Consider the following 26,864-nt stretch of genomic DNA (forward strand, 5'->3'; position numbering starts at 1 on the left):
GACGACGAGAGCGGCGTGTCAGGAGCAGCAAGCCGGCAGGGAATGCCGGGGACTGGCAGCGGGGAGGATCAGACGCCGAGGGCGGGGAAGACCACGGCGTCGATGAAGTCACCGAGGAACGCCCGGTCCACCGGCCGGTCCTCGATCAGCGGGAGCGCGATGAACGCCCCGATGAGCATGTGCGGTACGAAGTCCAGGGCCGGGCACCCCGGAGCGATCTCGCCCCGGTCCACCGCGCGCTGCAGCATCACCTGCAGCCCGGTGATCTCCGGGTCGACCAACAGGTCCCGCAGTGCCTTGTGGAGCTCCGGGCTCTCGTGGACGGCATGGGCCAGGCCCCGCATCAGCGCGGTGTCCTTGGCCATCTGCGCGTCGTCCGAGTGCTCCACCATGAGCGCGAAGTCCCCGCGCAGGCTGCCCGTGTCGATTTCGCGCAGCGAGACGGGCTGCGTACATCGCAGGGCCTTGGCGACCAGCTCCGGCTTGCTCCCCCACTGGCGGTAGAGGGTGGCCTTGCTGGACTTCGTACGGGCGGCGACCGCGTCCATGGTCAGCGCCTCGTAGCCGACGTCACGGAGGAGGTCGAGCACCGCCTCGTGCAGTTCGGCCTGCCGTTCGGGGGTGATCCGGCTGCGCCGGGCCGCCATCGCCTCGGTCATCTCCGTGCCTCCATCCGAACGAAACTGTTCCGTACGCTTAAGACGATACCCCTCCGTCAAGCGAAACGAAACCGTTCCGTTTCGCTGAAGGGGGTGGCGTGGATCACCAGTACGAGTTGCCGCGCCCCCCTCACACGGAAAGCATTGGGGGGTGAGTCACGACGTCGCGTACCTCCGGTTCCCGCACCTGCACGACGACCTACTGTGTTTCGCCACCGAGGACGACCTCTGGGTCGCCCCGCTGGTCCCCGACGGGCACACCCCCGGACGTGCCTGGCGGGTCACCGTCGACCGGACCCGGGTCGGCCACCCCCGCTTCTCCCCCGACGGCCGCCACATCGCCTTCACCACCTGGCGCAGCCTCGATCCCGAGATCCACCTGGCACCCGTCGACGGCGGCCCCGCCCGCCGGCTGACCCACTGGGGCGCCACCGACACCCGCGTCTGCGGATGGGACCCCGACGGCAACGTCCTCGCGGTCTCCTCGCACGAACAGCCGTTCTCCTACTTCTCCTGGGCCTACAAACTGCCCACCGACGGCAGCCCCGGCGGGCGCCTGCCCTGGGGGCCGGTGTCGGACATCCAGGTCGCCGACATCGACGGCGAGCACCGCAGCCTGCTGCTCACCGGCAAACCGCCGCACGAGCCCGCCGCCTGGAAGCGCTACCGGGGCGGCGCCACGGGCCGGCTCTGGCTCCACGGGCGCCAGCTCCTGGAAGACCTCGAAGGGCACCTGGACGCCGCGATGTTCGTGGGCGGCCGGATCGCCTTCCTCTCCGACCACGAGGGCATCGGCAACCTCTACTCCTGCCTGCCCGACGGCACCGACCTGCGCCGCCACACCGACCACGACGAGTTCTACGCCCGGCACGCCTCCAGCGACGGCTCCCGGGTCGTCTACCAGTGCGCCGGGGACCTCTGGCTCGTCGACTCCCTGGCCCCCGACGCCACCCCGCGCAAGCTCCAGGTCCGCCTCGGCGGCCCGCGCGCCGGCCGGCGCACCTACCAGGTGCCGGCCGCCAGCCACGTCGACTCGCTCTCCGTGGACGCCACCGGGCGGGCCAGCGCGGTCGTGGTGCGCGGCAGCCTGTACTGGCTGACCCACCGCGACGGGCCGGCCCGGACCATCGCCGACACCCCCGGCGTGCGGGTGCGGCTGCCGGAGATGCTCGGCAGCGGCGGGCAGGTCGCCTACGTCACCGACGCCGAGGGCGAGGACGCGATCGAGATCGCCTACCTGCCCCGGGCCTCCGGGGAGCGGCAGCCGCGCCGGCTGGCGTCGGGCAGGCTGGGCCGCGTGACCGAGCTGCTCTCGGACCCCGACGGGGAGCGCCTCGCCATCGCCTCGAACGACGGGCGGCTGCTGCTCGTCGACGCGACGGAGGAGTCCGACGGCGAGGTCACCGAGCTGATCCGGTCCATCAACGGCCCCGTCACCGACCTGGCCTTCTCCCCCGACGGGGCCTGGCTGACCTGGTCGCACCCGGGCATCGGGCGCTCGCTGCGGCAGATCAAGATGGCCCGCATCTCCGGGCCCGGCGCGCGCGCCGTCGTCGACGTCACCAACGGCCGTTTCGCCGACGAGAACCCGGTCTTCACCCGGGACGGCCGCTACCTGGCCTTCCTGTCCTGGCGCGGTTTCGACCCCGTCTACGACGTGCACACCGGCGACCTGTCCTTCCCGCTGGGCTGCCGCCCGTACCTGGTGCCGCTGTCCTCCGCGACCCCCTCACCCTTCGCGCTCTCGGCCGAGGGACGGCCCGCGGCGGGCGGACTGGACCCGGCCGAGAGCGACGCGGAGAACTCGGGCGAGGGCGGCGCCGTGACGGTGGAGGTGGAGGGACTGGAGAGCCGGGTCACCCCGTTCCCGGTGAGCGCCTCCAAGTACTCGGCCCTGTACCCGGTGAACGGCGGCGGACTGGTCTGGCTGCGCTGGCCGATCTCGGGCGCACTCGGCGAGACCTTCGCCAATCCCAACGACATCAGCGGCAAGCCCACGCTGGAGCACTTCGACCTGACGAAGGCCCGCAAGAGCGAACTGGCTTCGGGACTGGACTGGTTCGCGGTCAGCGGCGACGGCACCCGGCTGGTGATCAACGACGACGGGGACCTGCGCGCGGTCCCCGCCACCGAATCGGGCGACGGCGACTCGACGGTCTACCTGGACCTGCGGCGCATCCTGCACGAGGTGGACCCGGCGGCCGAGTGGCGCCAGGCCTTCGAGGAGGCCGGGCGGATCATCCGCGCGTACTTCTGGGAGCCGAACATGTGCGGCATCGACTGGGACGGCGTACTGCGCCAGTACCGCCCCCTGGTCGAACGGGTCGCCTCCCCCGACGAGTTCGCCGACCTGCTGCGCGAGGTCCTCGGCGAACTCGGCACCTCGCACGCCTACGTCTCCCCCGCCCGCCGCAACGAGGGGCCCCCGCACTACCAGCGGGCGATCGGCCTGCTCGGCGCCAACCTGGTCCCCCGGGACGGGACATGGGTGGTGAGCAAGATCCTGCCCGGTGAGTCCTCCGACTCCAAGGCCCGCTCCCCGCTGGCCGGAACGGGCATCCGGGAGGGCTCGGTGCTCACCCACGTCGACGGCCGGCCCGTGGACCCGGTCGCCGGCCCCTACCCGCTGCTGGCGGGAGCCGGCGGCACCACGGTCGAGCTGACCTTCCAGCCGGCGGAGGACTCGGGCCGCTCCCGCCGGGTCGCCGTCGTCCCGCTGATCGACGAACGGCCGCTGCGCTACCAGGACTGGGTGTCCAAGCGCCGCCAGGTGGTCCGGGAACTCAGCGGCGGCCGGTGCGGCTACCTCCACATCCCCGACATGGGCGGCTCGGGCTGGGCGCAGTTCAACCGCGACCTGCGCATGGAGATGTCCCGGCCCGCGCTGATCGTGGACGTACGCGGCAACGCGGGCGGCCACATCAGCGAGCTGGTGGTGGAGAAGCTCACCCGCTCCATCCTCGGCTGGGACCTGACGCGCGACGCCCAGCCCGTCAGCTACGCCTCCAACGCCCCCCGCGGCCCGATCGTCGCACTGGCCGACGAGGCGACCTCCTCGGACGGAGACATGATCACCGCGGCCTTCAAACTGCTGGGGCTGGGACCGGTGGTGGGCCAGCGCACCTGGGGCGGCGTGGTCGGCATGACGGGCCGGCACACCCTCGGCGACGGCACGGTGATCACGGTGCCGATGAACGCCGCCTGGTTCCCCGAGTACGGGTGGTCGGTGGAGAACCACGGCGTGGAACCGGACTTCGAGATCCTGCGCACCCCGCTCGACTGGGCGGAGGGGCGGCACGCCCAGATGGACGACGCCGTGCACCTGGCGCTGGAGCTGCTCGAACAGGACCCGGCCGCGATGCCGCCCGGCTACACCGACGTACCGGACCGGCGTCGTCCCAAGCTGCCGCCGCGGGAGTGAGCGGCGGACGCGGCGCAAGGGGCGCGGCCGTCCGTGACGGTCGCGCCCCTTGCGGGCGTCAGGTGCCGGTCGGTCAGTGGCTGCGGGTGCGCTCCTGCTCGTCCGCGGCGCCGCCCGCCCCGACGAGTCCCTTGGAGACACCGGACAGCCGGGGCTCGAAGTGCCTCATCTCGCGCTGCCCGACCGTCGCGATGATCCCCGGCAGGTAGCCGCGCACTCCCTGCATCCCGCGCAGCCACCACTGCGCGTACACGTGCGGGGAGCGCCGCTCGATGCCCGCGACGATCCGGTCGACGGCCGGCCCGAGCGGGTAGGTGCGGTTCGAGGGCCACGGCAGCCGCTGGCGCAGCTCCCGCATGACCTCGTCCTGGTCGGCGCCGCGCACCATGTCCGTGTCGGTCCACGAGAGGTAGCCGACTCCGACGCCCACGCCCTTGTGGCGGACCTCGGCGCGCAGGCAGTGCGCGAAGGCCTCGACGCCGGACTTGGAGGCGCAGTAGGCGGTCATCATCGGCGCCGGGGTGATGGCGGCGAGCGAGGCGATCTGGAGGAAGTAGCCGCGGCTCTCCGTCAGCACCGGCAGGAAGGCCCGCGCGGTGACGGCCCCGCCGATCAGGTTGACCTCGATCACCCGGCGCCAGGCGTCGGGGTCCGAGTCCGCGAACGGGCCGCCCGCGGCGACGCCCGCGTTGGCGACGACGATGTCGACCTTCCCGAAGCGCTCCTTGACCTCCTGCGCCACGCGCGCCATCGCCTCGTGGTCGGTGACGTCGGCGTACCAGTGTTCGCTGTCGGTGTGGAGCCGCTCGGAGACCTCCTTGAGGGCCTCCGGCTCCAGGCCGACGAGCGCGATCCGCGCGCCGCGTGCGGACAGTTTGCGGGCGAGCAGCTCGCCGACCCCGCGGGCGGCCCCCGTGACGACGGCGACCTGGCCTTCCAGACTCCTGCGAGCACTCACGGTGTCTTCTCCTTCTCGGTGGTGTCGAGATAGCGCGCGGTCAGCTCCCGCACGGCGCCGGTGACGGCCTCGGGAGCCTCGACGGGGGTCATGTGCCCCATGCCGGTGAGCTCGGTGAGGCCCGCGCAGTCCGGCAGCGCCGCGGCGAGCCCGCGGGCGTGCACGATCGGCGTGAGCCGGTCCGCGGTGCCGCCGATCACGGCGGTGGGGACGTTCAGCCGCGCCACGTCGGCGTCGAGGTCCAGGGCGGCCAGCACCCGGGACCAGGCGTGCCGCACCCCGGTGGGGCAGGCGTGGACGATTGCGGCGCACGCCTCGACCTTGTCGGGCGCGGAACCGGGGCCCATGGTGGCGTACTTCAGGACCGAACGGGCCATGGGCGTGACCGGCCCGAGCGGGGCGCACGATCCGAGGAACGCGCCGGTGACACGGGTCCGGGCGCGCCCGGCGCGCACCGGCAGCACCCGCGCCTGCGCGACCAGGGCGGAACTGCCGGTGCTGCACAGCAGCGCGGCCGCGGCGTGCTCGGTGAACTCCGGCCGGGCCGCGGCCGCCATGATCGTCATGCCGCCCATGGAGTGCCCGGCGACGACCGCGCGCTCCCCCGGGGCGAGGGTGGCGCCGAGCACCGCCACGAGGTCGTCGGCGAGTGCGGTGGTGCTGTGCTCCCGCGCGGCGGGGCTGCGCCCGTGTCCGCGCTGGTCGTAGGCGACGACCCGGTGGGTGGCGGCCAGGGCCCGTATCTGCGCGGCCCAGAACGCGGTGGAGCAGGTCCAGCCGTGGGACAGCACCACGGCCGGCGCCCCCTCGTCCCCGTGCACCTCGACGTGCAGGCGGGACCCGTCGGCGGAGACGGCGACGAGCTCGCGCCGCGCGGCGGGCGGGGCGTAGGGACCGGAGGTGACGTGCGCCGGCCGGCTCACGCGGCGCCCTCCGCCTGCGCGGCGAGCGGTGCCGACTCGGCGGCGGGCAGCGGCGCGGGATCGGCGGCGGGCAGCGGCGCGGCCGCCGCGATCCGGTCGCGCTCGCGCCCCCGTACCCGTACGACCTCGTACTCGGCGAGGTCTACCGTCCGGGTCTCGCGGCGGAACTCACCGGTCGTGCCGGGCCAGACGGTGGTGTTGCGCCCGTTCTCGTCCAGGTACCAGCTGGTGCAGCCGCCGGTGCTCCACACGGTCCGCTCCATCCGCGCCTGCACCTTGCGGTTCCAGGCGTTCACCGCGGAGGGGCGGGCGGCCAGGGCGACCCTCCCGGCCTTGCCCGCCGCGCCGTTCCCGCCGAGCACGGTGAGCTGGCGCAGGTAGTCGGCCATGTAGTTGAGCTGCGACTCGATCATCAGGATCATCGAGGTGTTCCCCAGCCCGGTGTTCGGGCCGATGATCGTCATCCAGTTGGGGAAGCCGGCCGCGGTCGCGCCGCGCAGCGAGGCCATCCCGTCCTTCCAGGTGTCCGCGAGGGAGCGGCCGTCGGCGCCCACGACCCGCTCGGCGATCGGCAGGTCGGTGACGTGGAAGCCGGTGCTGAAGACGATCGCGTCGACCTCGGCCTCGGTCCCGTCGGCGGCGACGAGGACGGAGCCGCGGACCTCCTTCAGCCCGGAGGCGACCAGGTCCACATTGGGCCGGGCCAGCGCCGGATAGAAGGTGCTGGAGAGCAGGATCCGCTTGCAGCCGATCCGGTAGGAGGGCGTCAGCCTGGCGCGCATCGCCGGGTCCTTGATCGACCGGGCCATGTTGGCCTTGGCCAGGGCTTCGACGAAGCCGAGCTGGTTCGGCCGCTTGGTGAAGGCGCCGACCTGGAGGTCCCGGATCGCCCAGGTCAGCCCGCGGCGCGCCGCCTGGGTGAAGGGCAGCTGGCGGTGCATCCAGCGCTCCACCGCCGTGATGGCCCGGTCGGTGCGCGGCATCACCCATGCGGGGGTCCGCTGGAAGAGGGTGAGGCGCTGCACGTCGGGGGCGATGGCGGGCACGATCTGGATGGCGGAGGCGCCCGTACCGATCACGGCGACGCGCTTGCCGCGCAGGTCGTAGTCGTGGTCCCAGCGCGCGGAGTGGAAGACCTTGCCGGGGAAGCCCGCCAGACCCGGGATCTCGGGGAGCTTCGGCTCGGAGAGCGGGCCGGTCGCCGACACCACGACGTCGGCGGTGAGCTCCCCCTGCGCCGTCTCGATCTCCCAGCGCAGTTCGCTCTCGTCCCAGCGCATCATCCGGACCTCGGAGTCGAGCCGGATGTGGGGGCGCAGTCCGAAGGTGTCGGCGACGTGCTCCAGGTACGCCCGGATGTGCGGCTGCCCGGAGAAGGAACGGGGCCAGTCGGGGTTGGGCGCGAAGGAGAAGGAGTACAGGTGCGACGGCACGTCGCAGGCGCACCCGGGATAGCTGTTGTCGCGCCACGTGCCGCCGACCGACCCGGCCCGTTCCAGCACGACGAAGTCGGTGATCCCCTCGCGCCGCAGCCGTACGGCGGCGCCCAGTCCGCTGAACCCGGACCCGATCACCGCCACGCGCACGTGCTCGCGCGCCCGCCCCGTGCCGCCCGTGTCACCCATGTCCGCCGCCTTCCGCTCCATCGCAGTCCCAGCCACGCAACGCCGCACACAACATCGAAACACTGCCAGCAATCACTGGCACAATCGGGAGGGTAGAGCAGCTCCGTACTCATGGGTAGGGGGCGGACCCGGAAAGTTACCGCCGGTACCTCATAGGCTGCATCCGTGGCGAAGGATGAGATGCAAGCGAAGCCGGTGCGCGAGTACCGCACCGAGGAGCTGGCCGAAGCGGCCGGCATACCCGTGCGCACCCTGCGCTTCTACCGCGAGCGCAAACTGCTCCCGCCGCCCCGCCGCGAGGGCCGCATCGCCTGGTACGACGACCACCACCTGGCCCGGCTGCGCACCATCGCCGGCCTGCTGGAGCGCGGCCACACCCTCGGCGGCATCGCCGAGCTGACGGCCGCCTTCGAGAAGGGCCGCGACGTCGGACAACTGGGCGAGCTGCTCGGCATCGGCTGGTCGGAGGAGACCCCGGTCCGGCTCACCCCGGAGGAACTGGCCGACTACTTCGAGGGCGAGGTCACCCCGGAGAACCTGGCGGCCTCCCTCGACCTGGGATACCTCGCCGTCGACGGCGACGCGATCGTGCACGTCAGCCGCCGCCTGCTGGACGTCTCCTCGGCGCTGGTCCGCGGAGGGGTGCCGCTGGCGGCGGTCCTGGAGACGGGGCGCCGCGTCCGCGAGCACGCGGACGCGATGGCGCTGCTGTTCACCGAGCTGATCTCGGACCACATCTCACCGGACGCGCTCACGCGGCTTCGCCCGCTGGCCAAGAGCGTGGTCGAGGCGGAGCTGACGATGGCGATGGACCGCCTGCTGGCTTCCGCGCCGGGTCAGACGCCGAGCTCGTAGACGACCGTGACGGGCGCGTGGTCGGACCAGCGCTCGGGGTGCGTCTCGGCGCGCTCGACGAAGGCCTTCACGGCCTTCGCGGCCAGCCCCGGGGTCGCCACCTGCAGGTCGATCCGCCAGCCGGCGTCGTTGTCGAAGGCGCGGCCGCGGTAGGACCACCAGGAGTACGGCCCCTCGGTGCCGGGGTGCAGCTCGCGCACCACGTCGACGTAGCCGGCCTGCGTGTAGACCTTCCCCAGCCACTCGCGCTCCTCGGGGAGGAAGCCGGCGTTCTTGCGGTTGGTCTTCCAGTTCTTGAGATCGGCCTCCTGGTGACAGATGTTCCAGTCACCACAGACCACGACCTCGCGCCCGTCGGCGGCCGCCCGCACCTTCAGCTCGGCGAGGTAGGTCAGGAACTCCCCCATGAACCGGTACTTCTCGTCCTGCTTCTCCGTCCCCGCCTCACCGGAGGGCAGGTAGAGGCTGGCCACGGTCACGCCGGGCAGGTCGATCTCCAGGTACCGCCCGGAGGCGTCGAACTCCGCGCTGCCGAACCCGACCCGCACCTGCTCGGGCGCGCGCCGCGTGTACAGCGCGACCCCGGCCCGCCCCTTCACGGCGGCCGGAGCGAAGACGGTGTGCCAGCCCTCGGGAGAGCGCACCTCGTCCGGGATCTGCCCTTCCTCGGCCCGTACCTCCTGCAGACAGACCACATCGGCGTCGGATCCCGCGAGCCACGCCCCGAAGCCCTTCTTGGCGGCGGCCCGAATCCCATTCACATTCACGGAGGTCACAGTGAGCATCCCAGCACCATAGCGGGATGGTTCCGTACGATGTTCGGATGTCTCATGGGATCGACCTCCGCACCGTGCCGTACGACCACCCGGACGCGGTCAAGCTCAACGACCAGGTCCAGCTCGAATACCAGGTGCGGTACCAGGGCGAGGGCGACGCCACCCACCTGGACCCGGCGATGTTCGCGCCGCCGCGGGGCCTGTACATCGTGGCGTACGACACCACGGGCGCCCCGGTGGCGACCGGCGGCTGGCGCAGCCAGGAGCAGAACGACGAGGGCTACTCGGACGGCGACGCCGAGCTCAAGCGGATGTACGTCGTCCCGGAGGCCCGCGGCCTGGGCCTGGCCCGCCGCATCCTGGCCGTCCTGGAGGAGGACGCCCGCGCGGCGGGCCGCCTGCGGATGGTCCTCGAAACGGGCGACCGGCAGCCGGAGGCGATAGCCCTCTACCTCTCCACGGGCTACACCCCGTCGCCGAAGTTCGGCTTCTACCGCTTCTACGACTCCAGCCGCTGCATGGCCAAACCCCTCCAGACCTCCAGCCCCACCACCCCCTCCAGCCCCGCCGGCGTCTGAGGCGCGGGGCTCGGGGCGGCGCCCCCGGCAGCGGCGCCGCGGCGGCCCTACCGGGGGAGCCAGACGGCCCGGTCCGTGCCCCACCGCGACGGCCCCCCGGCCCACTCCCCGAACGGGCTCACGGCGTGCCGCAGCACCCCGTACCCCGACCCGGTCTCCCGCAGCCACGGCTCCGCCGAGTAGGCGGCCCCGCCGCCGGTGGCCCGCGCGCCCCCGGCCAGCCCCCGCACCAGCCACGACCCCGTCCCGGCCAGGGAGAACCTCAGCCGGCACCCGCCGCCCCCGGCCAGGGCCCGCATCACGCCGGCCGCCACCAGGTACCCCGTCCCGTGGTCCAGCGCCTGCGCCGGCAGCACGCCCGGCGTCCCGTCGGGCCCCGCGCACGCGGCGGCGATCCCGTAGCCCGCCTGTACCAGCGAGTCGAACCCCCGCCGCCCGGCCCACGGCTCCGGCGCCCGCCATCCCCACGCGCACAGCTCGGCCACCACCAGCCCCGGCCGGCGTTCCAACAGCTCCCGTGCCCCGAGCCCGTGGCGCTCCAGCGCCCCCGGCCGGTACCCGGTCACCACCACGTCGGCCTCGGCCAGCAGCCCTTCGAAGACCTCCCGGTCACCGGCTCGCGCGAGGTCCAGCAGCGCCGACCGCTTCCCGAAGCCGGTGTCCGCGTAGGCGTCGTCCGCCTCCGGCAGGCCCGGGGCGTCGATCCGCAGCACGTCCGCGCCCAGCAGCCCGAGCGTGCGCGTGGCGACGGGCCCGGCGATGACCCTCGTGAGGTCCAGCACCCGCACCCCCGCGACGGGCCGCCCCGGCGGAGCCTCACCGAGCACCCGCCCCCGCCCCCGCTCCCGGTCCCCTGTCGTGCGTACGGTCTCCACCAGCGGCTGGGGATCCCCGTACCGCTCCGCCACGGCGACGGCGAGACCGCCCGCCCCGTACGCGAGTTCCTGCACCTCGACGGCCGTCCGCCCGGCGACCGCGGCGCGCAGCGCCTCCGGCGCCGGGGACGGCAGCCCGAGCGCCCGTACGAGCGCGGCTTCGTGGTGCGGGTAGTTGGCGTGCGTGCGGACCCAGCCGTCGGCGGCCTGCCAGAAGCCGGAGAGCGGGGCGAAGGTCACCGGAGCGCGGCCGCGGACCCTGAGGTGGCGCTCGCTGACGAAGGCCGTGGCGACCGCACCCTCGTCCACCACGAGGGGCGGACGATCCCCTGTCGTCTTCCCGGCCCGCACCGCACCGAGCTCCCCCGCCGCCAGTGCGCAGACCGCGACGGTCGCGCGCGCCAACTCCCGCACCGGGAGCGGCCCGTCCCCCAGGTTCCCGCTCCCCGCGTACCGGACCCGTTCGACGAGCTCCGGCGCGCCACCGAGCGCCTCCCAGGCCTGGGCCGTCCCGAAGTCCCGTTCCCCACCGATCGTCATGAACGCATCCTCGCCCAACGGCCCCCGGAAACGCCGAAATCCCGCCCGGTCTTTCGACCGGACGGGATCTCGTGACGTTCACGAGAGCTACTCGCGAACTGTCGTCTGTGGACCTGTGGGGATTTGAACCCCAGACCCCCTCGATGCGAACGAGGTGCGCTACCAGACTGCGCCACAGGCCCTTGCGACGTGTGAAACATTAGCACCCCTGCGCCGGTGCTCCAAAACGCGTTTCCGCGAAGGTCCGCGCAGGTCACCGATCACTCGTTCGCCGCCCGCGGGCGGTCCTCGCTCTCGTACTGGTCGAACAGCGGGGTGCGGCCGCGGCCCTGGCCGCGGGGGCGCTGGGCGGTCCGGTCCGGGTCGTCCTCGCCTGCGGCCGGGGCGGGGACCGCCGGCTGGGCGCGCAGGCGGGGCTCCGTCGGCTCGGCGGTGCTGGAGCGGGTCGAGCTCCAGGCGTCCGGGGTCACGGGGCCGGTGGCGCGGGGGGCGACCGGGGCCGTCACGTACGTCGGCAGCGGGACCGGGACCGGCTCCCAGCTGTCACCGCGGACGGGGCCGCGTTCGCGCTCGCGCTGCTGGTCCACCCACTCGGCGTGGTCGGTCTGCTCGACCAGCGCGCGCCGTCCGGCCTCCTGCGGGGAGACCGGTGGAGCAGGGTCCGGTTCGCTGGCCGCGTCCGCGCCCTCCTCGGGGTGGCGGCGGCGCGGGCGGTCCTCCCGCAGCTGCCGCGCGGCCGCCTCGGCACGCCGCCGGTCCATGGTGAACTCGTAGCGCCGCCGCTCCTGGACCCGCAGGTGGGCGATGTACGCGCTCAGCAGGAGGGCGGGCACGGCGGGGGCCCACAGGTAGCGCAGGCCGCCCACCGCCGCGACGACGGCGCCGGCGGTGAAGACCAGGAAGAGGAGTGCCGTGGTGCGCCGACGGCGCGCGAGGACCTGGAGGCGTTGTTCGCGCCGGGCGCGCTCCGCCCGGTGCTCCCGCTCGGCGGCCGCGGTTCGCGGCTCGGCCCTGGTCGGGGACACGCCGAGGGCCCGGGCGTCGGCGTCGACGGAATTCACCGTTTCCGTCGCGACGTCCGGGTCCGCGTGGGGCTGGGGCTCCGCCTCCTCGTCACCGCGCTCACGCAGCCCCTTGGCGTAACGGCGCTCCATTCCCGCTCGGCCGGAAAGCAGCCGAATGGCAGTGGAGAAGCGTTCCGTCGGACGGGCTTCGTTCAGCTCGTCCTGCCTCCGGAGCCACATGGGCACCAAGTAGGCGGCCCAGGCCCCGACAATGACTGCGTAGATGAGGCCGCTGCTGCTCACACCTCACACCGTAGAGGGGCGCGGGCGAGGGGATCGGCCAATTGGGCCGGTGTGTCGCGCGATCTCGCTGATATCACGGACTTTTTTTGTGATTCTTCGGATCAGGTTATGGGCGAATCGGTTACCTCGGGCCATTAATTCGAACAGATATTCGTTTATCGCCGCAGCCGGGCACGGTCGGCGGGCATCCCTATTTCGGCGGGGACGGCGAGTGGCGCGACCGGTGCCAGCGGCGCAGCAGCCCCTCCGGCACCTCCTCCGCGGTGATCGCGTACACGAGGTGGTCGCGCCACGCCCCGTCGATGTGGAGGTAGCGCGGACGCAGTCCCTCCTCGCGCAGGCCCAGTTTCTCCACGACCCGTCGGCTCGGCCCGTTCTCGGGGCGGATGCACACCTCGATCCGGTGCAGGCCGACCTTGCGGAAGCAGTGGTCGATCGCCATCGCGACCGCCGTCGGCATCACGCCGCGGCCCGCCACGTCGCGGTCCACCCAGTAGCCGACGTGCCCCGCGCACATCGAGCCCCAGGTGATCCCGGCGACCGTCAGCTGGCCCACCAGCCGCCCCTGGTACTCGATGACGAAGGGCAGCATCCGGCCCGCGTTCGCCTCCGCCCGCAGGTGACGGACCATCTGGCGGTACGTGGGCCGCTGGATCACCGGCCCCCACGGGGCGGGCGGCGGGATCGTGGCCTCCCACGGCCGGAGCCAGTCGCGGTTGCGCTGGTTGACCTCGCGCCAGTCCTTCTGGTCGCGCAGTTTTATCGGCCGGAGCGTGACATCGCCGTCGGTCAGGACCACGGGCCAGGTGGGGCCGTTCAGCTCGCGCTCCCGGAGGGTCCCGCCGGTCTGGGGTGGTCGCCCCCGCGGATCTGGTCCACCGCGTGCGGCAGGATGCGGGACAGGACCGCGAGGCCGTCGCGCACCCCGCCCGTGGAACCGGGGAGGTTGACGATGAGGGTGCGTCCCGCGACGCCCGCCAGGCCCCGCGACAGCGCCGCGGTCGGCACCTTCGCCAGGCCCTCGGCGCGGATCGCCTGCGGGATCCCCGGGATCTCGTAGTCCAGCACCCGCGCGGTGGCGTCCGGGGTGCGGTCGGTCGGCGAGATCCCGGTGCCGCCGGTGGTCAGGATGACGTCGTACGCGGCGGCCACGCCCTCGCGCAGTGCCCGCTCCACGGGATCGCCGTCCGGCACGACCCGCGGGCCGTCCACCGCGAAGCCGAGCTTCTCCAGGGCCTCGGCCAGCAGCGGCCCGCCCTTGTCGGCGTACACGCCCTGCGAGGCCCGGTTGGACGCCGTGACGACGAGCGCCCTGCCGAGGGGCTCCGCGGCCCCGGCCGGGGCCGCGCCGGCCTCCGGCGCCGCCACCGCGTGGTGGCTGTGCACCTCCCCGCCGCGCGGGGCGTTCACGAGCGCGCCCAGTCGCCGGACTTGCCGCCGGTCTTCTCCTCCACCCGGACGTCCGTGATGACGGCGCCCTTGTCGACCGCCTTCACCATGTCGATCACGGTGAGTCCGGCGACGGCGACGGCGGTCAGCGCCTCCATCTCGACGCCCGTGCGGTCGGTCGTCTTCACGGTGGCGAGGATCTCCACGGCGTCGTCGGCGACCGACAGGTCGACCTTCACGCCCGAGACGGCCAGCGGGTGGCACAGCGGGATCAGGTCGGGGGTCTTCTTCGCCCCCATGATCCCGGCGATGCGCGCGGTGGCGAGGGCGTCCCCCTTGGGCACGCCCTCGCCGCGCAGCAGCTCGATCACCCGGGGGGAGACGAGTACGCGTCCACTGGCGCGCGCCGTCCGGGTGGTGACGTCCTTCGCGGAGACGTCGACCATCCGGGCCGCACCGGCCTCGTCGATGTGGGTGAGCCTGCTCTCGGTACTCATTGCTGTGCCGCTCCGCTCTGGGCCCCCGGGGGCCTGTGTGGTGCGACACACGCTACCCGCACGGGCCGCGGGAGGGGCGCCCCGGGGGAACGGCTCCGGGTGCGCCCCGACCGGCGACGCGGCTCAGCCGAGCAGGACCACTTCCAGCTCGGTCCCGGGCTCCACCGAGGTGACGTCCTCCGGTACGACCATCAGCGAGTCGGCGTGCGCCAGTGCGGCGATCAGGTGGGAGCCCGATCCGCCGACGGGACTGACCGTGCCGGTCTCGGCGTCGTACTTGCCGCGCAGGAACTGGCGGCGGCCGGCCGGGGAGCCGAGCGCCTTGTCGGCCTTGAGCACGGCCCGCACGCTCGGCCGCCGGACCTCGGACTCCGGCAGCCCCATGAGGGCGCGGATCGCGGGTCGCACGAACAGCTCGAAGGAGACGTAGGAGGAGACCGGGTTGCCGGGCAGCGCCAGCAGGGGGGTGTGGTCCGGACCGATCGTGCCGAAGCCCTGCGGCTTGCCGGGCTGCATGGCGAGCTTGCGGAAGTCGATCCGGGTCGCGTCCACCTCCACGTCCGGGTCCGCGTCGCCTTCGCCGTCGCCCGAACCGGACGAGCCGGACGGGATGGACGAGCCGACCGAGGACAGGGCCTCCTTGACCACGTCGTACGCGCCGACGCTGACGCCGCCCGTGGTCACCAGCAGGTCGGCCCGGATCAGCTGGTCCTCGATGGTGGAGCGCAGGGTGTCCGCGTCGTCGGCGACGGCGCCCACCCGGTAGGCGATGGCGCCGGCGTCCCGCGCGGCCGCCGCCAGCGCGAAGCTGTTGGAGTCGTAGATCGTGCCGGCGGTGAGCGGCTCGCCGGGCTGGACCAGCTCGCTGCCGGTGGACAGGACCACCACGCGCGGGCGCGGCCGCACCCGGACCGTGCCGCGCCCGATGGCGGCGAGCAGGGCGATCTGCGGCGGGCCGAGGACCGTTCCGGCGGCGAGGGCGAGGTCGCCCGCCTGGACGTCGCTGCCGCGCGCGCGGACGTGCGCCCGCGCCTCGGCCGCGCGGTGCACCCGTACCTCGCCGCCCGCCTGCTCGGGAGCGGCGCTGGCCGGGGTCATTCCGGCGGCGGCGCCGCCTCCGGTGCCGCCGTCGGTCCACTCCACCGGTACGACGGCTTCCGCGCCGGGGGGCAGCGGGGCCCCGGTCATGATCCGGGCGGCCTCGCCGGGGCCGACGGTGGGCAGCTCGCCGCTGCCCGCCGCGACGTCCCCGACGACCGTCAGCACCGCGGGGAACTCCTCGCTCGCACCCTGGACGTCGGCCGTGCGGACGGCGTAGCCGTCCATGGAGCTGTTGTCGAAGGGCGGGAGGGCGACGGGCACGGTGACGTCTTCGACCAGGACACAGCCCTGGGCGTCCAGCAGCTGGAGCTCGATCGGCTCCAGGGGCCGGACGGCCCCGAGGACGTCCGCGAGGTGCTCGTCCACGGACCACAGACGGTGGCCGGTGTCCTGCGGTGCGGAACTGCTCAAGGTGCTACATCTCCTCCGTGACGTAACGGTGAAGCCAGGTGCGGAACTCGGGGCCCAGGTCCTCGCGCTCGCACGCGAGGCGGACGATGGCCCGCAGGTAGTCGCCGCGGTCCCCGGTGTCGTAGCGACGGCCCCGGAAGACCACGCCGTGCACCGGGCCGCCGACGCTCTCGTCGGCGGCAAGCTTCTGCAGGGCGTCGGTGAGCTGGATCTCCCCACCGCGGCCCGGCTCGGTCTCCCGCAGTATGTCGAAGATCGCGGGGTTGAGGACGTAGCGTCCGATGACCGCGTAGTTGCTGGGGGCGTCCTGCGGCTCCGGCTTCTCCACGAGGCCGGTGATGCGGACGACGTCCGCCTCGTCGGTGGCCTCGACGGCGGCGCAGCCGTAGAGGTGGACGCTGGCCGGGTCGACCTCCATGAGGGCGATGACCGTGCCGCCGGTGCGGGCGTGGATGTCGGCCATCTGACGCAGCAGCGGGTCGCGCGGGTCGATGAGGTCGTCACCGAGGAGGACGGCGAAGGGCTCGCGGCCGACGTGCGGCTCGGCACACAGCACCGCGTGGCCCAGGCCCCGCGGGTCGCCCTGACGGACGTAGTGCATGGTCGCGAGGTCGCTGGATTCCTGGACCTTCTTCAGCCGGTCGTCGTCGCCCTTGGCGATGAGGGCCGACTCCAGCTCGTAGTTGCGGTCGAAGTGGTCTTCCAGGGCACGCTTGTTACGCCCAGTGATCATGAGGACGTCGTCGAGCCCGGCCGCGACGGCCTCCTCGACCACGTACTGGATGGCCGGCTTGTCCACAACCGGGAGCATTTCCTTCGGGGTCGCCTTGGTCGCCGGAAGGAAGCGGGTACCGAGGCCAGCAGCCGGAATGACGGCCTTCTTGATCACGGGGTGCAACATAGTCATGGCCAGAACGATAGTGGGTCCTGCCGAACGCCCGACGAGTTGGCGGTTGGTAGGTCCGTATATGCCCTGATTCGAAGGAAATTTGATTCTCGTGGCAGAGAAACCGCCCACAGCGTCCGCCAAGTCCGAGCTGCGCCGCAGACTCCTCGCGGCCCGTCGCGCCCTGTCCCCCGACGCCCGCCGCACGGCGGCCGCGGCACTCGCCGCCACCGCCCTCGAACTGCCCGAACTGGCCGGTGCGCGCACGGTCGCGGCGTACGTCTCGGTCGGCGGCGAGCCCGGCACCCGCGAACTCCTCGACGCCCTGCGCGCGGCCGGCAAGCGCGTGCTGCTGCCCCTCCTGCTGCCGGACGACGACCTCGACTGGGCGCCCTACGAGGGCCCGGGCAGCCTCCGCGAAGCGGCGCACCCGGGGAAGATGCGACTGCTGGAGCCGTCCGGCCCGGCGCTCGGACCGGACGCGGTGACGCGGGCCGACGCGGTGCTGCTGCCCGGGCTCGCGGTGGACGGGCGCGGCATGCGGCTGGGCCGCGGCGGGGGCAGTTACGACCGGGTGCTCCAGCGGCTGGAGCGGGCCGGGGCGCATCCGGCGCTGGTCGTGCTCCTCTACGACGACGAGGTGGTCGCGCGGGTCCCGGAGGAACCGCACGACCACCCCGTCCAGGCGGTGGCCACCCCGTCGGGGGTGCGCCGCTTCAGCTCATGAGGCAGCCGGTCAGGAGGCCGCCGGCCTGAGGGTCAGGGTGTCGACCGTGGCCTTCTCGACGGCGTCCTTGCCGAAGGGCCACTCCAGCAGCTCGCCCTTGGCCCACATGTGCGTCTGGTCCGTGTAGTGGGAGTTGTACGCGTGGCCCGAGGCTCCCGTGAGGTTGATCCAGCGGGACTTGTCGAGGTCGTTGAGGTTGACGACCATCCGCATCGACGGCACCCAGGTGACGCCGTAGCCGCTGGAGGCGTTCCAGCCGGTGGCGTTGACGGTCGCCTCGCCGCCGCCCACGTCCCACGGGCCGCGGTTGAGGAGCCACTGCATGAAGCCGGGGCCCTCGGTGCCGATCGTCTGGTTCTTCAGGTTCAGCTGGTGCAGCCGCCCCCAGCTCCACGTCGACTGGTCCTTGCCGAGCTTGGCGGTCAGCTCCCAGCGGGCGTCCGCCATGGCCCGCGCGAACAGCTCGTCGCGAGTGGTGGTGGCCGGCTTGTTCAGGCCCTTGGCGGGCGCGCTCCACCACGCCGACTTCTCGTCCTTGACCAGGCGGCGGACCACCTCGAACCAGCGGTCGCCGCCGTCGGGCTGCGCCGAGTCCGCGTCACGGGTGCCGCACTCGCGGACCGTCTTGGACAGGTCGTCGGCCGGGCCGGTGCCGTTGCCGAGGACGTTCATGCAGCTGCCCTCGATCCGCAGCTCCTTGGGCATCTTGTCGCCGAAGGACAGCTTGAGGATGTTGCGCCAGACCGCGTTGAAGTAGGCCGCGGCGGCCGAGTCGGACTCCTGCGTGTAGTTCCAGCCGTCCAGCAGCTTCTGGGCGGCGCGCACGCCCGGGTCCGAGATCTGGATCTTCGACAGCATCGGGGTCAGCAGCGCGGCGATCTCACTGCTGTTGTCCATCTGCATGGTGCGCATGTCGTCGGTCGAGATCTTGCCGCCGTCCTTGATCTTCGCCTCGATGAGGTCGTTGATCCGCTGGCTGCGGGCGCCGTAGCCCCAGTCGGTGGTCAGCAGGTGCGGGTACTTGCCCGCGCCGGTACCGCCCTCGGCGACGGCCTGGTTGGCGGTGACGATGTAGCCGCGCGAGGGGTTCTGGTCCCAGGGCAGCTCGTTCTGCGGGATGTAGCCGGTGTTGCTGTCCCGGCCGCCCTTCCAGGCGTACTTGGAGTCCCAGCCCGGGGCGGGCATCCTGCCGTCGCCCTGGCCGCGCACCGGGATGCGGCCGGGGGCCTGGTAGCCGATGTTGCCGTTCTGGTTCTTGTTGTCGGCGTAGATCAGGTTCTGGGAGGGCACGTCGAAGTCGGCGGCCGCCTTGCGGAAGTCGTCGAAGTTCTTGGCCTGGTCGAGCTTGAAGACCGCGTCCATCGTCCTGCCCGGGTCCAGCGCGGTCCAGCGCAGGGCGATGGCGTAGCCGTCGCCGCGGTCGGGGGCGGAGACGTCCACGGGGGCGCGGGTGCCGACCGTACCGAGCTCCTCGCTGCGGTCGGAGACGAGCGGGCCGTTGTTGGTGGTGCGGACCGTGATCTTCTTGCTGGCGCCGCCCGCGACCTTGATGACCTCTTCACGCAGGCCGAAGGGGAGCACCCGGTTGTCGTAGACGTAGCCCTCGGGCTTGATCTGCTCGAGGTAGAGGTCGGTGACGTCGGCGCCGAGGTTGGTCATGCCCCAGGCGATGTCGGTGTTGTGGCCGATGACCACGCCGGGCATGCCGGAGAAGGTGAAGCCGGCCACGTCGTACTTGCACTGGGCCGAGACGGTGCGGCAGTGCAGGCCCATCTGGTACCAGACCGAGGGCAGTTGCGGCGACAGGTGCGGGTCGTTGGCGAGCAGCGGCTTGCCGGTGGTCGTGTACTTGCCCGAGATGACCCAGGAGTTCGAGCCGATGCCGCTGCCGTTGGGGCCGAGGATCGCGGGGACCTTCTCCAGGGTGTCGGCCAGGGCGCTCAGCTGGGTGCGCAGGCCCACGGTCGCGCCCTGGGCGGTGGCGTTGCCGGCGAGGCCGGTGGGGTCGCCGGCGCCCGCGGCGGTGGAGGCCTGGGAGGCGACCGTCCCGCCCGAGCCGCTGCCGGAACCGGAGCCGCTGCCGCTGCCGCTGCCGCTGCCGGAGTTTCCGGTCTGGCCCTGGGGGGTGTACTTCCCGCCGTCGACCTTGCCGCCCTCGACGACCGGCTTGTTCCGGTCGAAGGGGTACGGCGGGTAGAGCTCGGCGATCTGCGCCTGCGAGAGCTTGCCCGTCATCAGCGCGCGGTCGATCTCGTCCTGCATGTTGCCGCGCAGGTCCCAGGCCATCGCCTTGAGCCAGGCCACCGAGTCCACCGGGGACCACTTCTCCGGGGCGTAGTCGTCACTGAGCTTGAGAGCCGCGTGCTCGACGGAGAGGTCCTTGCCGGACTTCCCCTTCAGGTACGCGTTGACCCCGTCGGCGTAGGACTGCAGGTTCTTCTTCGTCTCGGCGGAGAGCTTGGTGTCGTACTCCTCCTGCGCGACCTGGCGCCAGCCCAGCGTGCGCAGGAAGGCGTCGGTCTCGACCTGGCCGGCGCCGAACATCTCCGAGAGCCGCCCCGCGGTCATGTGGCGGCGTACGTCCATCTCCCAGAAGCGGTCCTGCGCGTGCACGAAGCCCTGCGCGCGGAAGAGGTCGCCGTCGTTGTCCGCGTAGAGCTGGGGAATGCCGTTGGCGTCGCGCTTCACCTCGACCGTCCCGGTCAGGCCGGGCACGTCGAGGGAGCCGGTCGTCTGGGGGAAGGAGGCGCGCACGCCGTCCACGCTCCAGTACGCCCCGTAGCCGAGGCCCGCGACGAGTCCCAGGACCAGTACGAGCACGATCAGACGGGCGCGTCGTCCCTTCTTCTTGACGGGAGGAGCGGTTTCGTTGGCGGGCATCGCTGTCCTTAGAGGGGCAGGGTGGTCCTGGGAGTGCTGGGAGCAACCATAGGCGCAGGACCGACTCCGGTGATCCGCCAGGGGTGGAGGCCGTGTGGAGGGCCTGTATCCCGCGACCGTCGGGAGGCGGCCCGCAAACGATCTACCGGCGACTCCGGCGGTCCCGAGGACAGGGGCGGAGCGTCGTTTCACAATGTGGTTATCGCGTAAAGGGCGCGTCAAAGATTAGGTAAGGTAACGAACTACTTGCCGAACTTGTCGCCGGGAGGATCGATCCGCCGGGCGCATTGAGGAGGGCCGCCCGCTGACTGTCCACACGCTCAATGAGCTGCTGCTGGTCTGCTCGCTCGTACTGCTCGTCGCCGTGGCCGCGGTGCGAGTCTCGTCACGCAGCGGCCTGCCCAGCCTGCTCATCTACCTCGGCATAGGCGTCGCCATAGGCCAGGACGGCATCGGGAACGTCGTCTTCGACAACGCCGAGCTGACCCAGGTCATCGGCTACGCCGCCCTCGTCGTGATCCTCGCCGAGGGTGGTCTGGGCACCAAGTGGAAAGAGATCAAACCGGCCCTGCCGGCCGCGATCATGCTGTCACTGGTGGGCGTCGCGATCAGCGTGGGCGTGACGGCGGCGGGGGCGCACTACCTCGTCGGGCTGGAGTGGCGCCAGGCGCTGCTGATCGGCGCGGTCGTCTCCTCGACCGACGCGGCGGCCGTCTTCTCCGTGCTGCGGAAGGTCCCGCTGCCCTCCCGGATCACGGGTGTCCTGGAGGCCGAGTCCGGCTTCAACGACGCACCCGTCGTCATCCTGGTGGTGGCCTTCTCCACGGTCGGCCCGGTGGACGACTGGTACGTCCTGCTCGGCAAGATCGCCCTGGAACTCGCCATCGGCGCCGCGATCGGCCTGGCCGTCGGCTTCCTCGGCGCCTACGGCCTGCGGCACGTGGCACTGCCCGCCTCCGGCCTCTACCCGATCGCCGTGATGGCCATCGCGATCGTGGCGTACGCGGCCGGCGCGATGGCGCACGGCTCCGGCTTCCTCGCGGTGTACCTGGCTGCGATGGTCCTGGGCAACGCCAAGCTCCCGCACTGGCCGGCCACGCGCGGTTTCGCCGACGGGCTCGGCTGGATCGCCCAGATCGGCATGTTCGTGCTGCTGGGCCTGCTGGTCACCCCGCACGAGCTGGTCCGCGACTTCTGGCCCGCGGTCGTCATCGGCCTGGTGCTGACGATGGTGGCGCGGCCCCTGGAGGTCTTCGTCAGCCTGCTGCCCTTCCGGCTCCCGTGGCAGGAGCAGGTCCTGATGTCGTGGGCGGGCCTGCGCGGCGCCGTGCCCATCATCCTGGCGACCATCCCGATGGTCTCCGGGATCGAGGGCAGCGACCGCGTCTTCAACATCGTCTTCGTGCTGGTCGTCGTCTACACCCTGGTGCAGGGGCCGACCCTGCCCTGGCTGGCGCGCAAGCTGGACCTCGGGCGGGGCATGGAGACCGCGTCCGACCTCGGCATCGAGTCGGCGCCGCTGGAGAAGCTGCGCGGTCACCTGCTGTCCTTCGCCATCCCGCCGGCCTCGCGGATGCACGGCGTGGAGGTGAGCGAGCTGCGGCTGCCGCCGGGGGCCTCGGTCACGCTGGTCGTCCGGGACGCCAAGAGCTTCGTGCCGGCGCCGTCGACGGTGCTGCGGCGCGGGGACGAGCTGCTGGTGGTGGCCACGGACCCGGTCCGGGACGCGGCGGAGGCGCGGCTGCGGGCGGTGGCCCGGGGCGGCAAGCTGGCGGGCTGGCTGGGGACCGGGAACGGATCCGCCCCCCATTAGAGCGGCGTTCTAATTCAGCCGGATTAGGGGAGATCTGCCCGTTCTTATCCGTATATATAGGTGTCTTCATCTGCGAAGTTCCCGTTAATCGCAGGTGAAGACACGGCTTGTCGGCGCAATCACAGGGCGTGGTGTCGGCTTCCCCTGTACGATGAAGGCACAACAGATCGAACCAACTCTGCCTGACGCAGAGCTGGCGCGACCGCAAAGCGGCCGTGGCACCCCCCGCAGTGGGCGCCCAGGTATCACTCGGTTATGCGCAAGAGGACAGCTCTCGGGGCTCCCAACACGTACGGGTGCGACCGCTCACAAAGCACGGCACCGTCCGCAGACGGGGAGTTCTACCAGGCAGCGGAAAGGCAAGGCCGTGACATCCGCGGTCACGACCGACAAGTCCGCCCGCCCCGGCTACGGGCAGCTCCTGCGCACCCCCGGCGCCCTCGGCTTCGTACTCCCCGGCTTCGCAGCCCGGCTCCCCTTCGGCATGCTGACCATCAGCATCCTGCTGCTGGTCCAGCACACCACCGGCTCCTACGGCAGCGCCGGCATCGTCGCCGCCGTCACCGGCATCTCGATGGCCCTCTCCGCCCCGCTGATGGGCATCTTCACCGACCGGTTCGGCCAGAGCGCCGTGCTGGTGCCCGTGGTCCTCGCGCACGCCGCCGCCGTCACCGGCCTCGCCGCCCTGGCGCTGGCCGACGCCGACGTCTGGTTCCTGGCGCTGGCCGCGATCCCGGCCGGCGCCTCGGTCCCGCAGGTCGGACCGATGGTCCGCGCACGCTGGGCCGCCAGGCTGGAGGGCTCCCCGCTGCTGCCGACGGCCGCCGCCTTCGAGTCCGTCACCGACGAGTTCACCTTCGTCGTCGGCCCGGTCCTGGCGACCGCGCTGTGCACCGGCGTCCACCCGGCGGCCGGCCTGGTCACCGAGGCCACGCTGACCCTGCTCGGCGGACTGCTCTTCGCGGCCCGGCGGGCCTCGCAGCCCAAGACGCACGCCCCGTCGGCCAACGGCGAGAAGCGCGCCTTCGCACTGTCCTACCCGGGCCTGCGCGTCCTGATCTTCGCCTTCCTCGGGATCGGCGCCGTCTTCGGCGGCATGCAGGTCTCGCTCGCCGCCTTCTCCAACGAGATCGGCAACCCCGGCGCCAACGGCCTGCTGTACGGCGTCTTCGCGGCCGGCAACATGATCGCCGGCATCGCCATGGGCGCCGTCGCGTGGAAGATCGGCCCGCGCCGCCGGCTGATCCTCGGCTACGTCGGCCTCACCGCCGCCGCGTCCGTCCTGTGGGCCGCGAACTCGGTGCTCCTGCTGGGCGGCCTCGGCCTGGTCGTCGGCCTGTTCATCGCCCCGGCCCTGATCACCGGCTACACGATGGTCGAGCAGCTGGTCCCCGCGAACGCCCGGACCGAGGCCTTCACCTGGCTGACCGGTTCGATCGCCTTCGGGCAGGCCCTCGCGGTCATCCTGGCCGGCCGACTGACCGACGCGCACGGGTCCTCGTACGGCTTCCTGGTGCCGATGGCGGCCACCGCGCTGGCGCTGGCCACCCTGCTGGCGCTGCGGGCGAAGCTGGCCCCGAAGGCCCCGAGCCGGATCGTGAACTCGTCCGCGCCGGAGAGCGAGGCCGCGGCGGCCGCCGCCGTCGCCGTGGCGGCCGGGGCAACCCCCGCCGCCACCCCCTCGCAGACGCCCCGTAACCGGGTGAACGAGCGTGGGATGGGTCACCGCGTGCCGGTGACGGTGGACTGATCCGCCGGAATACGTCACCATGGAGCGTCGTTAGCACTCATTGAGTCAGAGTGCCAGGAGGAAATTCGTGCCGACCTACCAGTACCAGTGCACCGAGTGCGGTGAGGGCCTTGAGGCCGTGCAGAAGTTCACCGATGACGCGCTGACCGTGTGCCCGAACTGCGACGGACGCCTGAAGAAGGTGTTCTCCGCGGTCGGCATCGTCTTCAAGGGCTCCGGTTTCTACCGGAACGACAGCCGTGGCGCCTCGTCGAGCAGCACCCCTGCATCGAAGCCCGCCTCCAGCTCGTCGTCGTCCTCGACGTCGACCGCCGCCGCTCCCGCCGCTTCGTCCTCCTCGACGTCGTCGAGCACGAGCAGCAGCTCCACGTCGGCCGCCTGACCGCTCTTTCCCGAGGCCCCGCCCGCCCCCACCGGGCAGCGGGGCCTCAGGCATGCCCGGCTATGGGGTGTCCGACGGATCATGGTCGGGCCCGGCCCCCGGGCTGTCCGACCCTGATCCGCCGGACACCCCCTAGGGTGAGCGGCATGGTGAACGCAGAGATCGGTGTCATCGGCGGCTCGGGCTTCTACTCCTTCCTGGAGGACGTCTCAGAGGTCCAGGTGGAGACCCCGTACGGGCCGCCGAGCGACTCCCTGTACGTGGGTGAGCTGGCCGGCCGCTCGGTGGCCTTCCTGCCCCGGCACGGGCGCAGCCACACGGTCCCGCCGCACAAGATCAACTATCGGGCGAACCTCTGGGCCCTGCGCTCGGCCGGTGTCCGCCAGGTACTCGGTCCGTGCGCGGTCGGGGGCCTGCGGGCCGAGTACGGGCCCGGCACGCTGCTCGTCCCCGACCAGCTGGTCGACCGTACGAAGTCCCGCACGCAGACCTTCTTCGACGGGGAGCCGCTCCCGGACGGCTCCGTACCGAACGTCGTGCACACCACCTTCGCCGACCCCTACTGCCCGGTGGGCCGGTCCGTGGCGCTGGCGGCGGCCCGGGGGCGGGACTGGGAGCCGGTCGACGGGGGCACGATGGTCGTGATCGAGGGGCCGCGCTTCTCCACGCGGGCGGAGTCGCAGTGGCACGCGGCGGCGGGCTGGTCGGTGGTCGGCATGACGGGTCACCCGGAGGCGGTCCTCGCCCGTGAGCTGGGGCTCTGTTACACCTCGATGGCGCTGGTCACGGATCTGGACGCGGGTGCCGAGACCGGTGAGGGCGTCTCCCACACGGAGGTGCTGAAGGTGTTCGGCGAGAACGTCGGCCGCCTGCGCGAGGTCCTCTTCGACGCGGTGGCCGCGCTGCCGCCCACCCAGAGCCGCGACTGCCTGTGCACGCACGCGCACGACGGCTGGGACCTGGGCATCGAGCTCCCGTAGTCCGGCGCCCGGCCGCGCCGCCGGAGCGGCCGGTCGTGGGTTGTCTTGGGTTGTCGGTCGCCGGTCGGCGGTCGGCGGTCGGCGGTTGTCACATCCGGGGCGGCTGTCCTGTCTTCCTCCGTGAAGGCCCAGTCGGGACAGACCGCTCCGGGAGATGACAGTCGTGCCTCGTATCTCGCTCACCCCGCCCCGCACCCTGCTGACGCGCATCGGCGCCTGGTACTCGCGACGCACCTACGGCAAGGTGCTCGACCCCGGCCAGGCCTACGGGCACAACGCGCGCGTGCTGTTCTCGTACGTCCGCCTGGAACAGCGGGCGGCGAAGTGGAACGCGCTGGACGCCGGCCTCAAGCACCTCGCCGTGATGGCGGCGGCGGCCCGGATCAACTGCTCGTGGTGCCTGGACTTCGGCTACTGGGAGGGCCGCGAGCAGGGGATGGCGGCGGAGAAGATCGAGCGGGTGCCGCGGTGGCGGGAGGCCCGCGAGGTGTTCAGCGAGCTGGAGCAGCTGGTCATGGAGTACGCCGAGGCCATGACCGAGACCGAGCCGACGGTCACGGACGAGCTCGCCGCGGCACTGGTCGCGCGGCTCGGGGAGGCGGCGTTCGTCGAGCTCACGGCGGTGGTCGCGCTGGAGAACTGGCGCTCGCGCGTCAACAGCGCGTTCGGTCTGACCGGTCAGGGCTTCTCGGATTCCTGCCGGGCGCCGGCCGAGCGGCCGGTGACGCCGACGACGGCGGCGTGAACCGTCACTCCGGCGGGTGAGGAAGTTTTCCACAGGCTGGGGACCGTCCACAGGCGTGGGCGGGATCCGGGGGGAAACCGGATCGTGGGGTGTGTCCGGGCGGTGGGTCCGGGCACAGGAACTCACTCCGTCTGGTGGTGCTCGTCATGTCCCGTACGTCCATGCCCTCTTCGTCCTGCTCCGCGGCCTCGGCCGTCCCTGCCGGTCTGCCTGCACGCCCCCTCTCCGTGTGCGCGACCTCCACCACGTGTCCGCCCCTGCGTCCCGTCCCGTCGTTCCCGCCGCTGCGGGTGGGCCGGGGCTCGGGCCGGCTGCGCCGGGCCGTGCGCCGCCGGCGGCGGGCCGTTTCGGCTGCCCTGGCCGTCGTGGCGGCGGCGCTGGCCGTGGGAGGCACCGAGGCGCAGGCCTCGCGGGGCGCGCCGCCGCCCGTGGTGAAACCGCCACCGGTGGCGGTGCGGATGGTCTCCGCGCCCGTGCGCATCGCGGACGCCGCGACGGTGCGGCTGCTGCGGCCCGGGGACCGGGTCGACGTGGTCGCGGCGGAGCGGGCGCAGCCGCCCAGGGTCGTGGCGGCGGGGGCCAGGGTCGCCGAAGTCCCCGTCGCGGAGCAGGGGGTCGGGGACGGCGGGGCGCTGGTCGTGCTGTCCGTGCCGCGGGAGACCGCGCAGGCCCTGGTGGGGGCGGGCGCGATGACGCGACTGGCGGTGACGTTGTGCTGACTCGCACGCACGATCAGTCAATTCACCTCAAAGTGACGCCCGATTGGACACACCGCGCCCGGACTGC

The 26,864-nt window shown here is 72.5% G+C and carries 23 protein-coding genes and 1 tRNA gene; 10 read left to right on the forward strand and 14 right to left on the reverse strand.

What is annotated here, in order from left to right:
• Nucleotides 1–68: 68 nt before the first annotated feature.
• On the reverse strand, nucleotides 69–659 hold the full coding sequence (locus tag IG86_RS0119520; RefSeq protein WP_030827458.1) for a TetR/AcrR family transcriptional regulator: 591 nt from the start codon (nucleotides 657–659) through the stop codon (nucleotides 69–71).
• A gap of 151 nt (nucleotides 660–810) precedes the next feature.
• Here IG86_RS0119520 and IG86_RS0119525 point away from each other — a divergent pair, with 151 nt between their 5' ends.
• Nucleotides 811–4,080, forward strand: a complete 3,270-nt coding sequence (locus tag IG86_RS0119525) for a S41 family peptidase (RefSeq protein ID WP_030898304.1) — start codon at nucleotides 811–813, stop codon at nucleotides 4,078–4,080.
• A gap of 73 nt (nucleotides 4,081–4,153) precedes the next feature.
• On the opposite strand, the gene IG86_RS0119530 is transcribed toward IG86_RS0119525, so the two are convergent.
• Genes IG86_RS0119530 through IG86_RS0119540 form a run of 3 tightly spaced genes read right to left on the reverse strand, consistent with a single transcriptional unit; the run spans nucleotide 4,154 to nucleotide 7,586 of the window.
• Nucleotides 4,154–5,038, reverse strand: a complete 885-nt coding sequence (locus IG86_RS0119530) for an SDR family oxidoreductase (RefSeq protein ID WP_030827452.1) — start codon at nucleotides 5,036–5,038, stop codon at nucleotides 4,154–4,156.
• Nucleotides 5,035–5,961 (reverse strand): alpha/beta fold hydrolase, encoded by a 927-nt coding sequence (locus tag IG86_RS0119535; protein WP_030898307.1) that lies wholly within the window; start codon nucleotides 5,959–5,961, stop codon nucleotides 5,035–5,037. Before IG86_RS0119535 ends, IG86_RS0119530 begins: the two co-directional genes overlap by 4 nt.
• On the reverse strand, nucleotides 5,958–7,586 hold the full coding sequence (locus IG86_RS0119540; RefSeq protein ID WP_030898311.1) for a flavin-containing monooxygenase: 1,629 nt from the start codon (nucleotides 7,584–7,586) through the stop codon (nucleotides 5,958–5,960). Before IG86_RS0119540 ends, IG86_RS0119535 begins: the two co-directional genes overlap by 4 nt.
• Before the next feature lie 180 nt (nucleotides 7,587–7,766).
• Between IG86_RS0119540 and IG86_RS0119545 the strand changes: the two genes are divergently transcribed.
• Nucleotides 7,767–8,441 carry a MerR family transcriptional regulator gene (locus IG86_RS0119545; RefSeq protein WP_030898316.1) on the forward strand — a complete coding sequence of 225 codons (675 nt, stop codon included), beginning with the start codon at nucleotides 7,767–7,769 and terminating at the stop codon, nucleotides 8,439–8,441.
• Here the strand turns inward: IG86_RS0119545 and IG86_RS0119550 are convergent.
• Entirely contained in the window at nucleotides 8,423–9,226 is an 804-nt protein-coding gene (locus IG86_RS0119550; RefSeq protein WP_030827440.1) for an exodeoxyribonuclease III, read from the reverse strand. The genes IG86_RS0119545 and IG86_RS0119550 overlap by 19 nt on opposite strands.
• Nucleotides 9,227–9,264: 38 nt before the next feature.
• Between IG86_RS0119550 and IG86_RS0119555 the strand changes: the two genes are divergently transcribed.
• Nucleotides 9,265–9,795, forward strand: a complete 531-nt coding sequence (locus IG86_RS0119555; RefSeq protein WP_107051920.1) for a GNAT family N-acetyltransferase — start codon at nucleotides 9,265–9,267, stop codon at nucleotides 9,793–9,795.
• A 47-nt stretch (nucleotides 9,796–9,842) separates the two neighbouring features.
• Here IG86_RS0119555 and IG86_RS0119560 read toward each other — a convergent pair whose 3' ends face one another.
• The 8 genes from IG86_RS0119560 to galU form a co-directional block, all read right to left on the reverse strand.
• Nucleotides 9,843–11,210, reverse strand: a complete 1,368-nt coding sequence (locus IG86_RS0119560; protein WP_030898319.1) for a CoA transferase — start codon at nucleotides 11,208–11,210, stop codon at nucleotides 9,843–9,845.
• Nucleotides 11,211–11,318: 108 nt separating this feature from the next.
• Nucleotides 11,319–11,392 (reverse strand) — tRNA-Ala (locus IG86_RS0119565).
• Nucleotides 11,393–11,470: 78 nt separating this feature from the next.
• Nucleotides 11,471–12,517, reverse strand: coding sequence for a divisome protein SepX/GlpR (gene sepX / locus IG86_RS0119570; protein ID WP_030898323.1), 1,047 nt, complete (start codon nucleotides 12,515–12,517; stop codon nucleotides 11,471–11,473).
• Between the two features lie 190 nt (nucleotides 12,518–12,707).
• On the reverse strand, nucleotides 12,708–13,316 hold the full coding sequence (locus tag IG86_RS0119575; RefSeq protein WP_030827427.1) for a GNAT family N-acetyltransferase: 609 nt from the start codon (nucleotides 13,314–13,316) through the stop codon (nucleotides 12,708–12,710).
• A gap of 17 nt (nucleotides 13,317–13,333) precedes the next feature.
• Nucleotides 13,334–13,885 (reverse strand): MogA/MoaB family molybdenum cofactor biosynthesis protein, encoded by a 552-nt coding sequence (locus IG86_RS0119580; protein WP_030827424.1) that lies wholly within the window; start codon nucleotides 13,883–13,885, stop codon nucleotides 13,334–13,336.
• Between the two features lie 38 nt (nucleotides 13,886–13,923).
• Nucleotides 13,924–14,403, reverse strand: coding sequence for a cyclic pyranopterin monophosphate synthase MoaC (gene moaC, locus IG86_RS0119585; RefSeq protein WP_030662516.1), 480 nt, complete (start codon nucleotides 14,401–14,403; stop codon nucleotides 13,924–13,926).
• A gap of 123 nt (nucleotides 14,404–14,526) precedes the next feature.
• Nucleotides 14,527–15,915 carry a molybdotransferase-like divisome protein Glp gene (gene glp, locus IG86_RS0119590; RefSeq protein WP_051785277.1) on the reverse strand — a complete coding sequence of 463 codons (1,389 nt, stop codon included), beginning with the start codon at nucleotides 15,913–15,915 and terminating at the stop codon, nucleotides 14,527–14,529.
• Nucleotides 15,916–15,919: 4 nt separating this feature from the next.
• Nucleotides 15,920–16,822, reverse strand: coding sequence for a UTP--glucose-1-phosphate uridylyltransferase GalU (gene galU, locus IG86_RS0119595; RefSeq protein WP_030028537.1), 903 nt, complete (start codon nucleotides 16,820–16,822; stop codon nucleotides 15,920–15,922).
• Between the two features lie 91 nt (nucleotides 16,823–16,913).
• On the opposite strand from galU, the gene IG86_RS0119600 reads away from it, so the two are divergent.
• Nucleotides 16,914–17,528 carry a 5-formyltetrahydrofolate cyclo-ligase gene (locus IG86_RS0119600; RefSeq protein ID WP_030827417.1) on the forward strand — a complete coding sequence of 205 codons (615 nt, stop codon included), beginning with the start codon at nucleotides 16,914–16,916 and terminating at the stop codon, nucleotides 17,526–17,528.
• 9 nt (nucleotides 17,529–17,537) lie between these two features.
• Here IG86_RS0119600 and IG86_RS0119605 read toward each other — a convergent pair whose 3' ends face one another.
• On the reverse strand, nucleotides 17,538–20,408 hold the full coding sequence (locus IG86_RS0119605) for a penicillin acylase family protein (protein ID WP_030827414.1): 2,871 nt from the start codon (nucleotides 20,406–20,408) through the stop codon (nucleotides 17,538–17,540).
• A gap of 286 nt (nucleotides 20,409–20,694) precedes the next feature.
• Between IG86_RS0119605 and IG86_RS0119610 the strand changes: the two genes are divergently transcribed.
• The 6 genes from IG86_RS0119610 to IG86_RS0119635 all read left to right on the forward strand — a co-directional run bounded on the left by IG86_RS0119610 (nucleotide 20,695) and on the right by IG86_RS0119635 (nucleotide 26,797).
• On the forward strand, nucleotides 20,695–22,221 hold the full coding sequence (locus tag IG86_RS0119610) for a potassium/proton antiporter (protein ID WP_234348863.1): 1,527 nt from the start codon (nucleotides 20,695–20,697) through the stop codon (nucleotides 22,219–22,221).
• A gap of 367 nt (nucleotides 22,222–22,588) precedes the next feature.
• Entirely contained in the window at nucleotides 22,589–23,971 is a 1,383-nt protein-coding gene (locus IG86_RS0119615; protein ID WP_030898335.1) for an MFS transporter, read from the forward strand.
• Nucleotides 23,972–24,038: 67 nt separating this feature from the next.
• The gene (locus tag IG86_RS41320) at nucleotides 24,039–24,353 is read left to right on the forward strand and encodes an FmdB family zinc ribbon protein (RefSeq protein WP_030662497.1); all 315 of its coding nucleotides are present in this window, start codon (nucleotides 24,039–24,041) and stop codon (nucleotides 24,351–24,353) included.
• Between the two features lie 146 nt (nucleotides 24,354–24,499).
• Nucleotides 24,500–25,333: an S-methyl-5'-thioadenosine phosphorylase gene (locus IG86_RS0119625; RefSeq protein ID WP_030827405.1), complete on the forward strand. Its 834-nt coding sequence runs from the start codon at nucleotides 24,500–24,502 to the stop codon at nucleotides 25,331–25,333.
• Between the two features lie 163 nt (nucleotides 25,334–25,496).
• Nucleotides 25,497–26,078, forward strand: coding sequence for a carboxymuconolactone decarboxylase family protein (locus IG86_RS0119630; RefSeq protein WP_037942731.1), 582 nt, complete (start codon nucleotides 25,497–25,499; stop codon nucleotides 26,076–26,078).
• A gap of 146 nt (nucleotides 26,079–26,224) precedes the next feature.
• Nucleotides 26,225–26,797 carry a hypothetical protein gene (locus tag IG86_RS0119635; protein WP_030827399.1) on the forward strand — a complete coding sequence of 191 codons (573 nt, stop codon included), beginning with the start codon at nucleotides 26,225–26,227 and terminating at the stop codon, nucleotides 26,795–26,797.
• Nucleotides 26,798–26,864: the final 67 nt, after the last annotated feature.

The organism is Streptomyces virginiae (assembly GCF_000720455.1).
Classification (GTDB): Bacteria; Actinomycetota; Actinomycetes; order Streptomycetales; family Streptomycetaceae; genus Streptomyces; species Streptomyces virginiae.

Coding starts and splice junctions, on each gene's coding strand:
- IG86_RS0119520 (WP_030827458.1), bottom strand. CDS start 659: ATGACCGAGGCGATGGCGGCCCGGCGCAGCCGGATCACCCCCGAACGG.
- IG86_RS0119540 (WP_030898311.1), bottom strand. CDS start 7,586: ATGGGTGACACGGGCGGCACGGGGCGGGCGCGCGAGCACGTGCGCGTG.
- IG86_RS0119545 (WP_030898316.1), top strand. CDS start 7,767: ATGCAAGCGAAGCCGGTGCGCGAGTACCGCACCGAGGAGCTGGCCGAA.
- IG86_RS0119550 (WP_030827440.1), bottom strand. CDS start 9,226: ATGCTCACTGTGACCTCCGTGAATGTGAATGGGATTCGGGCCGCCGCC.
- IG86_RS0119555 (WP_107051920.1), top strand. CDS start 9,265: ATGTCTCATGGGATCGACCTCCGCACCGTGCCGTACGACCACCCGGAC.
- IG86_RS0119560 (WP_030898319.1), bottom strand. CDS start 11,210: ATGACGATCGGTGGGGAACGGGACTTCGGGACGGCCCAGGCCTGGGAG.
- moaC (WP_030662516.1), bottom strand. CDS start 14,403: ATGAGTACCGAGAGCAGGCTCACCCACATCGACGAGGCCGGTGCGGCC.
- galU (WP_030028537.1), bottom strand. CDS start 16,822: ATGACTATGTTGCACCCCGTGATCAAGAAGGCCGTCATTCCGGCTGCT.
- IG86_RS0119605 (WP_030827414.1), bottom strand. CDS start 20,408: ATGCCCGCCAACGAAACCGCTCCTCCCGTCAAGAAGAAGGGACGACGC.
- IG86_RS0119625 (WP_030827405.1), top strand. CDS start 24,500: ATGGTGAACGCAGAGATCGGTGTCATCGGCGGCTCGGGCTTCTACTCC.
- IG86_RS0119635 (WP_030827399.1), top strand. CDS start 26,225: ATGTCCCGTACGTCCATGCCCTCTTCGTCCTGCTCCGCGGCCTCGGCC.